Origin of the sequence: Clostridium sp. D5, from assembly GCF_000190355.1 — a bacterium.
Classification (GTDB): Bacteria; Bacillota; Clostridia; order Lachnospirales; family Lachnospiraceae; genus Faecalicatena; species Faecalicatena fissicatena_A.
In genome coordinates this window covers 141,338-155,359 of sequence record NZ_GL870818.1, presented here as the reverse complement: position 1 = coordinate 155,359, position 14,022 = coordinate 141,338, and the positions used below count along the sequence as shown (strand labels likewise).

Below are 14,022 nucleotides of genomic sequence, written 5' to 3'. Positions count from 1 at the left end.
TTATTCAGTTTTGCAAGTGCAGCTTCTTTACCTGCCCAGGTTGATTTTATACCATTTATCCGTAGGCTCTGACAAAAATACTATAACAGTGTCTTCTGTTTCCTTTATACTATTCTCCTGAGGCCATGTCCCCATATCTTCCGTCAGTTCAAGTGCCTGTTCGATCTGAGCCGGCGTTGGCTGGCTCATCCGGTATCCTTCTGTTTTCATAAAGTTGCACATTCTGGAGATATTACCATCGTCCCATTCGAATATGGAACTTCCGACCGTATCAGACTTTTGAAGTCCCACATTATCCATAGGCTCCATTCCGACAAAAACAACTGCTTTGTCCTGATATGCAATCCCCTGCCTTTTTATATCATACATAATCTGGTTCGCTACATTTTTATCGTACTCGTACGCAACATTCGCAGAATAAAAGAGTATATTCATATTCTTTGCATTCAAAAACAGCAAATATGCTCCTGCAATTATCCCTGCACGTTTCAGTAGTGTTCCTTTCAGAACTGAGAGAATCAGATAAATCTCAACCGCACCTGACAGGGAAAGTCCCAGTAGTGTCCGCCCATGTGTCTTGTACGTTCCAAGAGCCAGGTATAATACAAAAGGTGCTGCCGTCAATGCCACTGTATAAAACAAAACTCCCAGCCTTCTCACTGCCCGTTTTTCTTTAAAAAAGGCCCATACTGCAAAGATGACAAACAACGCGGTAACTATCCGGATTACTTCGCCTCCATATATATATTCACCACTGACCGGAATCGCGAAAGATACACGTGCAATGTTTGCCACTGCCATGAACAGGGCCTTTCCTATGCCGCCCTCATCAAACCATCCCACATAATTATCTGCCAGATAACTGGATGCCCCGAATAGTTTCATTAACAGCAGATAAATACCATAGTATCCAATAAGGCCTCCGGCAAAAACGCCCGCCCATTTCACCAGTTTTCTTCCCAGTCCGGCCTGTCCTTCCAGATAGTTTTTCAGGCAATACGCTACAACCGCTGTCACGTAGACACATGTGTAAGCCTGGTAAACAGAAAATGCATATATAAGCATCAGTAAAGCATACAGCCATTTTTTCCTGCTGTTTTCTTCTGCTGCTTCAACGCTGAACATAAATCCCCCTGCTGTACTCAGCATACCTGATGCGATCTGCAGACTGAACATGGAAAAGGAAAACATCTCGCCCATCACGAACGGGAGGGAACAAAAATATGCCTGAAAAAAGAACAAAGGAACTTTTTTTATGTCTTTTCCGAATAAAGCAAAGCTAAACAGCATCCCACCTGCATTCCACAGAAGAATAGCAAGAATGTCCCATAAAACGGGTGCATATCGTCCCCCATCCATGGAAAGACAGTTGAATAAATCAATCCCCCATCTTCCCTGCACAAACCATTTTGCAAAAGGTTCCTCTATCTGTATCCAGGTTTCTTCATCTATGGAGATCCCCGGATTTACTATCATATAGATAAAACACAAAAACGATAAGACCCCTGCTGCAATAAAAACTGTCCTGTTTTTCTTTAAAAAATTAACTATTCTCATCTGTAAATTCTCCTGATAAAGCAGAGTCTGCAGTGTTTTAAGCCACTGCAGACCCCGGTTCTACTCTTTTGTTATAATCCTTCAGACTTCCTTTTCAGTTTTCTTTTCCCCCAGTCTGCAGCATAAGCCCACGTATTGGCAAAAAGCTCCCATTCAATTCTGCAGTAGTTAAAAAAGAATTTCCAGCGAAACGGTACTTTTTTACATACCCTCAATGTATTCAGCCCTTCTTTTATGCCTTCGCAGTAATCTTTTCCGAATCCATTTTTACAGAAAAACAAATACTTTATTACATAACCGGCCGCCAGTGGCAAAATATTCAATACCAGCTGTGGTACAGGCATATTCTTGTAATTCAGATAAATACTGTTTCTTGCCGACAACTTCACTTTAAATGTATTATATTTTGACCCACTCGTACCGCTGCCTACGTGACGCACCAGAGCAGCCGGGCAGTAAGTATTCTGATATCCGTAAATCTTTGCACGGTATCCGATATCAATATCCTCCAGATATGCAAAATGGCACTCATCAAAATAACCTATTATCTTAAAAACAGATCTCCTGTAAATTGCAGCGCCCGCACATGCCGAAAAAATCTGATCACGCCTTCTGTAATTCTCCACCGACCGGCCAACCCCACGGCAGATCCCCCACCCCAGCAAGGTATACAGATCCCCTGCACTGTCGATTAATTCCGGATGATGCAGCTGTATCATTTTACTGCTCACAGAAAAGATCTTCGGGCTTCTTTTAATTGCCCTGACCATCTCCTCTACATAGTGCTTTTCAACAACCGTGTCATTATTCAGCAATATTACATAAGGGGTGTCAGCCATCTTAATACCTTTATTCACAGCATAGCTGAAACCATAATTCTTATCCAGCGCTTCCACTTGTATGTTCGGATATGTGTCTCTCATAAAATCCAGGCTGCCATCTGTCGAACAGTTGTCTACAACAAGTATCCTGAAATCTTTACAGCTTTGCCTGGCAAGAGATTTCAGACATGGCTCCATAAAATGTCTGCCATTGTAATTTGGAATGATAATTGTTACTTCCATACATATCCTCACTTCTAATTTCTTTATTTTCCTTCTATTCCAGTCATGTAGCGCATCAGCATTGTGGCGCATGCCGCACGATCAGTTGCACTGCCAGGAGCCAGCGAGCCATCCCCATTTCCGCTGATGATACCTGCCCCTACAGCCCATTTCACAGATTCCACTGCAAATGGACTGGTCATACCTCCATCGCGGAACTGGTCCAGGCTGCCGCTGGCAGATACACCATATCCTCTGTATTTTGCGTATCGGTTCAGCATAACCGCCATCTGTTCGCGGGTGATCTGATCCCCGGGGCCAAAATGCCCATTCTCATATCCCGTTGTAATCCCTGCCGAGGCCGCCCATAATGCACCGCTGGTATAGAACTCATTCTCTTTTACATCCGGAAATCTGGATGAATATGACACCTGGGGTGATCCTGACATACGATACAATATAGTAACAAACTGTCCCCTGCTTACCTTTTCAGATGCACCGAACGTTGTTGAATTCAGTCCCGTCATCAATCCATTCCAATACATATAATAAACAGCGTCATAACACCAGCTGTCTTTGCTTAAATCTTTAAAAGGGAGTGAATCATCCATCCAGAAATTCAGATCCACATTTCCGCTGATCCCATTTACTTTCCCGGATGAGGTACACTGCCAAATATCATAACTGCCGCCATAATCACATGTGGTGTTATACTGTGCCACCCATTTTGACCATGAACCGTTATGAAACACGGAGTCTGTCAGAAGCCGGCTCCACCAATCCAGATTTGCATAAATCCCCGTTTTGTATCCGGCATTAGAAATCATATCGCAGAAAGTTTTCGCGATGCTGCCAAGCATTTTTGTTCCCACCCCTGCAGTTGAGTTGTCTTCCATGTCCAGATACACCGGATAGGATGGTGAATGGCCTTTTAACAGACGCAGGACATGTTCTGCCTCACTTTTGGCCATGCTGGTGTTTGTGGCATAAGAGTAGATATAAACTCCATATGGTATGCCAAGTCGCTCACATTCCGAAACATTTCTTGCCCATTGCTTGTCGTCCTGATTTGAATAGTTATCGCCATATCCGCAGCGAAGTATTGCGAAGTCAATACCATCAGCCTTCACCTTTTCCCAGTCAATCATACCCTGATGTTCGCTGACATCAATGCCCTTTTTAGAAGCCCCGACAATCACATTTCCTGCACTGTTTACATAGACTCCGTTCACCTTTTCCCATGCATTTGGGGATTGTGCATAGAGTTCTACACCAGATACGGGATTTCCATCCTCATACCGCCAACTGTTTTCACGTTTGCCGCCGTCTGTCTGTTCTTCTGAGCCTTCTATACCAACGCCGGTATCTGCTGTAAAATCATCACTATGTGATATGGCCCCGCCGCTGCCGGCCGGCAATTCTTCATTATTCTCCGTATATTTTTCATTATCTGCTGCAACTGCATCATTATCCGCCGCCGATTCTCCGCTGTTTTCTGCGTTATCGCCGTAATCTCCCGTGAATTCACTGTTATCTATATTCTGAAAATCCCGTGTAACTGCCCCCCCGTCTTCTGCTGCCGCAAAACTGATTGTCCCACTTACCGGTAAGCCAAGCGTTATCACACTAATTCCAAGTACTGCTGCAATAAATCTTCTTATGTGTTTTGTCATCTAGCCTCTCCTCTCTGTATTCGAACAATTCCCACCTGCTAAGTATATATAGTTTATCCTGTCCTTGTCAATAGGTAACAGTTCAGACCTGTCTGAACTGTTACCTCAATAGAGTTCTTCAAGCATAAAGGCATATGTATCCTCTTTTCAGATACATATGCCTTCTTCTTACCCAATTCTAAAATAACTTCTCCGGATATACTCCCGCATCAACAAGTCCCCTTACCGCTGAAACCACAGCATCTTTATCTTCCTTATAAGTTACTCCAAACCATTTATCCTCGGACTTCAGCACCCTGACCGTTAATTTCCCTTCTTCCAGCAGCTCCCCTATGATCGTTGGAAGGAGGTATTCGGCTTTTAGATTTTCCGCATCAGTCTTACTCAGAAACTCCTCAAAACCTTCCACAAGTATTTTGAAGAAGTCCGGCCTCAGTCCCCACATGTTCATGGATACCGGGGATTCCAGATCAATTTCCCTGCCGCCGCTTTCTGTCCTTGCCACTGCACGTCCGTCAATCTTTTCCACATTATGAGTCTCCTCAATATCTGTCAGCATCCCGTTCCCGTCAACTTTACATACACCACGCGTCACTGCTCCGTTGTCGCTCAGTGTATTTTTTAATACAAAGCTGATCATGCAGATCTCCGTATTGCCACTGCCGGTTTCTCCTGTCAGATATTCAAAGCCTTCTTTGAATGCCTGCTTTCCGTAATAGTCATCCGCATTGATCACAAGAAACGGAGCGTCTACCACATCCTTGCAGCACAGAATCGCCTGACCGGTTCCCCACGGTTTTGTTCTTCCTGCAAACCGCTCTTTATATGGAGAAGGGATATCATCCACTTCCTGGTAGGCATAGTCAACATCGATGACCTTCTCAATCCTGTTTCCTATTACTTCCTTGAAGTCTTTTTCCAGATCTCTTCTGATTACAAAAACAACTTTATCAAATCCGGCTTCCATGGCATCATAGATCGAATAGTCCATGATGATCTCTCCGTTGGGGCCAATCGGCTCCAGCTGCTTGATGCCTCCGCCGAATCTGCTTCCAATCCCTGCCGCCATGATCACTAATGTAGCTTTACTCATGTTTATCTCCTTTTTCCTTTTTCCTTTTTCTGCCGGGTCCTATTCTCCCAGGCCGTCCTCCACAATTCGTACCATCTCTCTGAGTGCTGTTTCCTCATCCTCGCCCTCACAGATGATGTTAATTTCATCTCCGCTTTTGATGCAGGCTCCAAGCACACTTAATACACTCTTTGCATTTGCAGTCACATCCTCGGACTTTGTTTTTTTCTCTACTGTAATCTTGCTGCCATACTGCATGGCAGTTCTGCAGAACAGACCTGCTGGCCTGAGGTGCAGGCCTGTAGGGTTCTTAATCGCAACTTTTTCGCTTACCATGTGAGCTCTCTCCTCCCGTTATTCTTCCTTTGTTACACTCTGCTCCTCTTCTTTATCTTTCTCAATAAGAGTAACCTTTACCGTAGGGGTCTTTGTCAAAGTAATATTGGAACTGCTGGACTCATCCTTATTCAGATCCACATTCACAGGCACTTCATGGGTACCTGGTTTTGTATAATTCTTAAGGTCAATATATACCGCATTGTTCACTTCCAGATTATCGAGAGCCTCCTGGGTACCTTTAAACTGAAGTTCAATATCTGTATTGTCATCAAATGAAACCCTCAGATTATCCTGCACATTGATCACCCTGACAGATGCCACCGGCAGTTCAATGGTACGGGCTCCTTCCTGCTCTATGGATACGGTCACGACAACGTTATTTGCCGTCTTGTCCACCAGCTCAATTCCCTCCGGAAGATACGGACCAATATCAATTGTCTTCTCCATCTTTTCTGTTGCCCCACTTATATCTATCTCAGAAGCGGGAATATCCAGCTCATTAAATCCGCTCAGATCCTCCGCCGTGCCGCACACCTGGATCTTCTCAGGCTCACAGGTCAGCCCGCTGTACGTATAGCCATCTTCCGGCACCCCTGAAACATTAAAGTTCAGTGTCACATTCTTTGTGTTGAGCATCTCTACCTCAACCGTGATTCCATCCTCACCCAGGTTATCCTTCAGCTGGGTCTTGTCAAGAGGATTGCCGTTTCTGTCATAGTACGCCAGTTCAGCCTGCAGAACTGTCGTCTTGGACAGGCCCGATACATCAACTTTTGCAACAGCCTTATCTATACTCTTAACCAGCGATTCCGAACCGCGCACAGTGATTTTCTCAGGATTGGTGGTCGTCTTGCCAACCACATAACCGTCCCTCGGTGTACCAGATACGCTGACATTCAGCGGAAATACATTTTTCTTCTGATCTTCTACCTTCACCTTCAGGTTGCCGGGCGTTGCTTCCGCAGTGTACTTTCCTTCATAGCCTGGCACGGTAGCCGTAATGGGAATCAGCGAACTGAACTGCATCTCGCTCATATCCGCCGTTGCAACGATGCTGCTGCTGGACAGTTTGGCCAGAACAGACCGTTTTGCCCTCACTGTCACGCTTACTTTTTGTGTATCATCTAATATCTTATAAGTCTTCCCTTCATTTGTCACAACTTCGGTATTCTGTACCGTAACATCAATGTTCCGGAAAGTACTCGTCTCCACAGGATCGTCTATATTCACTACGATCAGCCATAACAGGGCAGCGAAGGCAAGAGCCATCATCTTCAGCCCAAGGTTGTTCGTAAACTTATATTTCTTCATGCCTCTGCCGTCCTTTCCGTATAGTAAATTTCTTGCCTTCCGCAGTTCTATACTGGATCTGGTTCAGCCTTGTAGCAAGGTATTCCGGCGTAACTCCTCTCGCGAGCTGCCCGCCCATCGCCACAGAAACCTGGCCGGTCTCTTCGGATACAACGATAATCAGGGCATCGCTCACTTCACTCATCCCCAATGCAGCTCTGTGCCTGGTTCCCAGGTCTTTGCTGATTGACATATTATCTGAAAGCGGCAGATAGCAGGTAGCAGATGTAATTCTGTTTCCTCTTATTATGACCGCACCATCGTGAAGCGGAGTATTGTGTTCGAATATATTCAGCAGAACCTGAGATGAAACTTTACAATCCAGTTCTATCCCTGTCATCTCATACTCTGTGAGACGAATCGCCTGCTCTACTACAATCAAAGCCCCTGTACAGACACTCCCCATGTCAAAACATGCTTTTACCAGACCTTCCCGTGTTTCATCGGAAAACCGCTGGTTTTCCCTGCTTCTGTCAAACAGATTGATATTGCTCAGAAGGTTTTTCTCCCCCAGCTTTTCCAGCGCACGGCGCAGCTCCGGCTGAAATACAACCACAGCAGCAACTGCCAGAACATTGATCGATTCTCTGGCAAGGAACAATATCGTATGCATCTGAAAAATTGCCGCTGCCAGTATAAAGAAACCGAGAACTATCATTCCCTTCAGAAGCATCCATGCCTTTGTGTTCTTGATCCACAGCATAATCTCGTAAACAATGACCGCTACAATGATTATTTCTATGATATCTGTCAGGTGAACATTCGGAAAGTACATGTCGCTCACATAGTTGTCAAAAAAAGTTCTGATCCACTGTTCCATTCTGCCACCTCCTGTCTTAATTATTAGATACTCCCTTTAATCATTTTATTATTTATCTTCCAGATCTTCAAGGTTAATTCCCAATTCTTTTGTAAGACTTCTTGTCAGCAGAATTTCATCGGCTGCCCTGGCATGATCGATCTTTTTCGGCCGTTCGCCCTGCTTCGGTACCGGACGCTTCTTCTGCGGACGCGGCTGCCCCCCAGCTGCTCTCTGCACATTAGAAGTATGAATCAGCACCGTCTCCTGGCCGTCTTCTGTCTCCAGCTTTTCATTCTGTTCCTGTCTTTCATTGATATGCTTCACACTCATCTCAGGCGCAGATACAACGATCTTCGGAACAGCCTTTACATAATAATAATATTCATCATCTTCAAACTGCATACGCTCTGTCCTGGAATAGTTCACTGAAAAGAACAAAAACTCCAGTACCAGCCCCACCAATATAGCTGCGACTCCGCTTCCTACCAGAGTGCCGTATGAAAGATGTGCATCCAGTGTAATATTTCCCGCTGCACCGATAACGATTGCTATGATCGCCCCGGAAACAGATCCGATCTTCCATGCATGGTCAACAGATCTTGTGCGCACGGCGTATACAATCAGAAGGCTTACCGCAACCGCGATCACCATCACCCACATCTCTTTATTTGTCAGAGACTGTTTTGTAAAAACCATAAGGCTGTCAACCAGTCCTTTGGCATCCCCGCCCTTAAGGGCTGTGGATGACATCTTTACAAAATGCAGCATATAGTAGACGATTGTTCCGAACGCAGCCGGAAGTACACAGATAGGTGTTCCCAGTAATCCAAAGGCAACCGGTATAATAAATGGTATCTTCAGCGCAAACGCAACGGGCGTCAGCAGTACGAGCCATGCTTTTTTCGGTGTAAACCGGAAATAAAAGATATACATGATCAGAAAGATAACCAGAGACACCAGAGCAATCGGCATGGATAAGGTATATAAGTGCAGCAGTACAAGCAATGTAGCCGCAATAACCATCACTACCAGAGGCAAAAATGCACATACGGCAGAAAGCCCCACAGTACACACAATAGAGGAAGCCGCCTTCATAAAACCGATATTGGAATTAATCAGGCCAAACACACACAGACCCAATACAAATTGTAATGCTTTTATAATATATGTGGAATACTTCGCATATATTTTTTGCAGTTGCTCTTTCCAGACAAGTAAAGTACTCATATTTTATTTTTTCTCCTTCATACACATCTTTCCCAGACGGGATAAGTCCCGGTAATACTTCTTCACACGCTGTTTGGCCTTATTGTGCTTCGACTTATAAAAACTGGCAGCACACACACAGTAAACCACAAGCAATATAATATATGCACCAACGACAACAGCTGCCATAATAATCAGCTTTGCAACTGTCAGATCCTTCAGCAGAGCATCTACGTTGCACAGCACAAACAGCCCGGCTGCCATAACGTATCCGATTGTAATCCAGATCGCTGTAATCAGTGTGTTCAGGCTTGAATAATCCTTTTTGTAATAAGTGCTGATCTTCAGATCATCCGGCGCCAGAGTGTTCTCGTACTCCGCCATCCTGGTCATCAGCCTGATGCGCTCTTTATCTAACATTTCATCACCTCTAAGTTTTTTCCAAATAAACATCATTTTTAGTATAGCATATACTCAGAGTCCTTGTCCAATGCTTATAGTCAAAAAATACACTTTTTGAGCACCTGCAAGCCTTAGCATTTTTGCAGTTCTGCGGATCGTATTGCCGGTCGTATAGATATCATCAACAAGCAGTACTTTTTCCTTCAGCTTCTGATTTTTCGCCACTGCAAAAGCCCCTTTCAGGTTCCTGATTCTCTCCGTATCATTCAGGCTTTTCTGTGGTCTGGTATTGCGTATCCTGTAAAGCACGTCTTTACTTACCGGTATGTTCAGGAGACCTCCCAGCTCCTCTGCCAGTATTTCCGCCTGATTATATCCCCGTTTTCTTTTTCTGGCGGGATGAAGCGGAACCGGAATGATCTCTTCAATTCCCCACCGCCTGATCTGCGCCCCGCAGTGTTCCGCCATTTCCCCAGCAAAAATCCGCCCGTAATTTCTTTTATTCTCATATTTAAACTTATAGATTGCCCGCGAAACTGGTTCCCTGTGTACCCACACGCTCCGCCCCTGTTCATAGACGGTATCCTGTCTGCTGCAGTCTCTGCAGTATTCCTGTTCCGCCTTTTCCAGCGGCTTTCCGCAGCGCATACAGCGCGGTTCCTGAATATAGATTATTTTCTTTTTACAGACACTGCAGATGCCTTCCCCGGATATACTGCCGCAAAACGGGCAGACCTGTGGATAGAGCAGATTTAAAATTCCTGTATACGCTCTGCCAGGCTTGTGTAACGATTCTGTTCGTTTTTGTTTTGTATCATTTCCTGAAATGTCGCTTCACTCCCTACAATCGTCAGGCATTTTTTTGCCCGGGTCACCGCCGTATACAGTAGATTTCTGTTGTACAGCATACGCGGCCCCTGCAGAAGCGGTATGACAACTGCAGGGTATTCACTTCCCTGAGATTTGTGCACTGTAATGGCGTATGCCAGCTCCAGCTCTTCCAGCATCTCGAAGGGATACTTTACCTGTCTCTTCTCATCGTACTCAACAACCAGCGACTCATCATAGGAATTGATTTCCTTCACAATCCCCATATCGCCATTAAAAATTCCGGTGCCTTTATCCACAGTAAGGCCGAATTTGGTGCAGATTTCCCACTCCAGCTGGTAGTTATTTTTAATCTGCATTACTTTATCCCCCACGCGGAACAGTCTCTGTCCATTCTCCTTCTCCGCTTTTTCAGGCGACGGAGGATTCAGATACCGCTGCAGGATTGTATTCAGCCGCTCCACCCCCAGCAGGCCTTTTCTGGTCGGTGTCATCACCTGAATCTCTGCGGGCGCTGCATCTACGTATCTGGGAAGCTTTTTCTGAATCAGGGTGATCACCACACTGATAATTACGTCGGCCTCCTGCCGCTTTAAAAAGAAAAAGTCCCGGCTCTTATTATTGAGGACAACAGGCTCTCCCGCATTGATCTTATGGGCATTTACCACAATATCACTCTCACCTGCCTGCCGGAAAATCTTCGTCAGCGTCACCACGGGAAATCTGCCCGATGCTATGATATCCTTCAGCACACTCCCCGGACCCACGGAAGGCAGCTGGTTCACATCCCCCACCAGAATCAGACGTGTGCCTTCCACTACTGCAGAAAGAAGGGCATGCATCAGCGGAAGGTCTACCATGGACATCTCATCGATAATCAGCACATCCGTCTCCAGAGGATTCTGCCGGTTCCGTATAAAACCATTTACATTGCCCTCCTCCTCAGGATTCCCGCTGACCTCCAGCAGGCGGTGGATCGTCTGTGCCTGGTAGCCGGTTGCCTCCGTCATTCTCTTGGCAGCTCTTCCGGTTGGCGCCGCCAGCAGAATACTCATTCCCTCGCTCTCAAAAAACTGAATCATCGTATTGATCGTTGTTGTCTTTCCGGTTCCCGGCCCCCCGGTCAGAATCAACAGGCCGTGTTTTATAGATTCTATCACCGCTCTGTGCTGCATGGGATCCAGAGAAATCTCCTCCTGCTTTTCCACTTTCCTGAGCCGTTTCTCCATCATATCTTCCGGCATGCTGCAGTCAATGTTCAGATCGTGCAGCATCCGGGCCGTGTTCAGTTCCAGATAATAATAATGGGCCGGATAGATCCTGATCTCCCCCTGTTCTTCTTTACGGACCGTCTTCTTCTCAATGCAGAGATCCATGATATATTTTTCCACATCCTGGATCTCCACTCCCAAAAGCTGTCCTGCACGCGCCGCCAGCACCTGCTGAGGAAGATAAATATGCCCCTCCATGGCCGACTGCTGCAGTGTATAAAATATTCCGCTCCTGATTCTGAAATCCGAATCCGTATGTATCCCAATCCTGGATGCAATCTCGTCGGCAGTCTTAAAGCCCACCCCCTCTATATTATCTGCAAGCTGATACGGATTCTCCTCCAGTACCTGATACAGCTTCGTTCCATAATGTTTGTATATCTTCACGGCAAGGGTTGTGGATATGCCATATTTCTGCAAATAGATCATGGCCCGGCGCATATCCTTCTTTTCCTCCACCTGCTCCGCAATCTCTCTGGCCTTCCGTTCGCTGATTCCCTTCACCTCCGACAGCCGTTCCGGCTCTTCCTCGATGATCCGGAATGTATCTTCTTTAAACTTCCTGACGATCCGTCCTGCCAGTGCGGCACCGACACCCTTCACTGCCCCCGAACCCAGATATCGTTCTATGGATACCAGATCTTCCGGCTCTTTCACCTCATGCGAACTCACTTTGAGCTGGCTTCCATATACACTGTGATTCACAAAATCCCCATGGAGTTCCAGCATCTCTCCTTCATTAATGTAGTTGAAACTGCCGACACAGGTAGTCTCCCCATCCTCATTTTCCAGATTAAATACAGTATATCCATTGTCCTCATTGCGGAACACAATGTGCTCCACATATCCGGTGACTACTTCCACAATTTCCTCCCAACCGGAGCTTCTCCTTCTTCCAAATGTCTTACAGACATCCGGCAGGCTCCTCCGTAACATAAATTAAGACAGACTCCTTCCGGCAGCATCCTGTACCGTCTGAAGTAGTCTGTCCCACCCTGACTTCCTCCCTTAGAAGTCATTCCTGCCACTCATAAACTCAACGAACTGCCCGGTTCCGATGGCCACAACCTTCATTGGATCCTCGGCCGTCATCGTATGAATCCCCGTTTTCTCCTCAATCAGTTCTTCCAGACCGCGCAGCATGGCACCTCCGCCGGTCAGTACAATTCCTCTGTCCAGAATATCCGCTGAAAGCTCCGGGGGGGTCTGTTCCAGCACGGCAATTACCGCTTCCACAATCTGCCCTGTCGCCTCCCGCAGCGCTTCTTCTGTTTCTGAAGACGTAACCGTGACTGTTTTCGGAAGGCCTGTCACAAGATTCCGTCCCCTGACTTCTATAGTCTCTTCCTCAACAAGAGGATATGTTGTCCCAATTTTAATCTTAATATCTTCCGCCGTCCGTTCTCCGATCAGCAGATTATGTTTCTTTCTCATGTAGCGCACAATGGCTTCGTCAAAATCATCCCCTGCAATCTTGATCGAAGTGTTGACCACCGTGCCACCCAGGGAGATAACCGCTATATCTGCGGTTCCGCCGCCGATATCCACAATCATATTCCCGCAGGGTTTGGAAATATCAATCCCCGCTCCGATTGCCGCCGCAACCGGTTCTTCTATCAGGTGTACCTCTCTTGCCCCTGCAGCAAATGTAGCTTCCTCTACAGCCTTCTTTTCGACTTCCGTCACGCCGCTCGGCACGCAGATGCTGATACGTGGCTTCTTAAACGTCCTTTTTCCAAGAGACTTCTGTACAAAATATTTGATCATCTTCTCTGTCACAGTATAATCTGAAATAACTCCCTGTCGCAGCGGGCGCACCGCTACGATGTTACCGGGTGTTCTTCCCAGCATCAGGCGCGCTTCCTCCCCGATTGCCTTGATGACATTCGTATCCCTGTCAAATGCCACAACGGACGGTTCCTTCAGCACAACCCCTTTTCCTTTTACATACACCAGCACACTGGCTGTTCCCAAATCTATCCCGATATCTACAGACATATTAACGCTCCCTTCCACAACCCTTACTACTCTTTATCTCCACTCATTTGTACTTCTCTGCCTCCGGCAGAAATATCATTCAAGTATATTATGAATTCCTTTGTTTCCTCGGTGCAGTCTCTCCCCAACTTGCACCAATAGTATAATAAACTTTTCCAAAAATGGAAACCCCTTTTTTGTATTTTTAGTTTTTCTTAAGGATTATAAAAATACATACGCCAGAATACGACCTTTTTTTCCTAATGATACTAGTCTGATGCTAGTATGCTGAGTTCTAAAGTTTTTTATGTTAATACATTCAACAATTATAATAAATTGTTGAATTATAGCTATCACTTCCTTATAATATAACTATACCCGTTGTCTTGTTATGAAAATGGAGAGGATGAAATGGAAAATGTAAGGATAACTTTTGCAAAGTCAGAAGTTATCCTTTTTTATATTAAAGAATGCATGTGCAGTGTTCACTGTTTGGAAAAGC

At 45.7% G+C, this 14,022-nt stretch carries 12 protein-coding genes; all 12 read right to left on the bottom strand.

The features are described 5' to 3' along the window. Positions 1–27 precede the first annotated feature (27 nt). The 12 genes from HMPREF0240_RS19135 to HMPREF0240_RS19080 all read right to left on the bottom strand — a co-directional run bounded on the left by HMPREF0240_RS19135 (position 28) and on the right by HMPREF0240_RS19080 (position 13,541). Positions 28–1,557: a glucosyltransferase domain-containing protein gene (locus HMPREF0240_RS19135; RefSeq protein ID WP_009005069.1), complete on the bottom strand. Its 1,530-nt coding sequence runs from the start codon at positions 1,555–1,557 to the stop codon at positions 28–30. 71 nt (positions 1,558–1,628) lie between these two features. Then, on the bottom strand, positions 1,629–2,621 hold the full coding sequence (locus HMPREF0240_RS19130) for a glycosyltransferase family 2 protein (protein WP_035314197.1): 993 nt from the start codon (positions 2,619–2,621) through the stop codon (positions 1,629–1,631). Positions 2,622–2,644: 23 nt separating this feature from the next. Continuing rightward, a complete protein-coding gene (locus tag HMPREF0240_RS23580) occupies positions 2,645–4,273 on the bottom strand; it encodes an S-layer homology domain-containing protein (protein ID WP_009005067.1) in 1,629 nt (542 codons plus the stop codon). A 178-nt stretch (positions 4,274–4,451) separates the two neighbouring features. Further along, positions 4,452–5,366, bottom strand: a complete 915-nt coding sequence (locus tag HMPREF0240_RS19120; protein ID WP_009005066.1) for a sugar phosphate nucleotidyltransferase — start codon at positions 5,364–5,366, stop codon at positions 4,452–4,454. 39 nt (positions 5,367–5,405) lie between these two features. Next, the gene (locus tag HMPREF0240_RS19115; RefSeq protein WP_009005065.1) at positions 5,406–5,681 is read right to left on the bottom strand and encodes an HPr family phosphocarrier protein; all 276 of its coding nucleotides are present in this window, start codon (positions 5,679–5,681) and stop codon (positions 5,406–5,408) included. A gap of 18 nt (positions 5,682–5,699) precedes the next feature. Beyond that, positions 5,700–6,995, bottom strand: coding sequence for a CdaR family protein (locus tag HMPREF0240_RS19110; RefSeq protein ID WP_009005064.1), 1,296 nt, complete (start codon positions 6,993–6,995; stop codon positions 5,700–5,702). After that, positions 6,982–7,854: a diadenylate cyclase CdaA gene (gene cdaA / locus HMPREF0240_RS19105; RefSeq protein ID WP_009005063.1), complete on the bottom strand. Its 873-nt coding sequence runs from the start codon at positions 7,852–7,854 to the stop codon at positions 6,982–6,984. The genes HMPREF0240_RS19110 and cdaA overlap by 14 nt, the downstream gene beginning before the upstream one ends. Before the next feature lie 48 nt (positions 7,855–7,902). Continuing rightward, a complete protein-coding gene (locus HMPREF0240_RS19100; protein ID WP_009005062.1) occupies positions 7,903–9,063 on the bottom strand; it encodes a hypothetical protein in 1,161 nt (386 codons plus the stop codon). 3 nt (positions 9,064–9,066) lie between these two features. After that, the gene (locus HMPREF0240_RS19095; RefSeq protein WP_198137823.1) at positions 9,067–9,462 is read right to left on the bottom strand and encodes a hypothetical protein; all 396 of its coding nucleotides are present in this window, start codon (positions 9,460–9,462) and stop codon (positions 9,067–9,069) included. 54 nt (positions 9,463–9,516) lie between these two features. After that, complete coding sequence (locus HMPREF0240_RS19090; protein WP_009005060.1) at positions 9,517–10,092, bottom strand: ComF family protein; 576 nt, start codon at positions 10,090–10,092, stop codon at positions 9,517–9,519. 104 nt (positions 10,093–10,196) lie between these two features. Next, the gene (locus HMPREF0240_RS19085) at positions 10,197–12,407 is read right to left on the bottom strand and encodes an ATP-dependent RecD-like DNA helicase (RefSeq protein ID WP_009005059.1); all 2,211 of its coding nucleotides are present in this window, start codon (positions 12,405–12,407) and stop codon (positions 10,197–10,199) included. 144 nt (positions 12,408–12,551) lie between these two features. Next, entirely contained in the window at positions 12,552–13,541 is a 990-nt protein-coding gene (locus HMPREF0240_RS19080; protein WP_009005058.1) for a rod shape-determining protein, read from the bottom strand. Between the last annotated feature and the right edge of the window lie 481 nt (positions 13,542–14,022).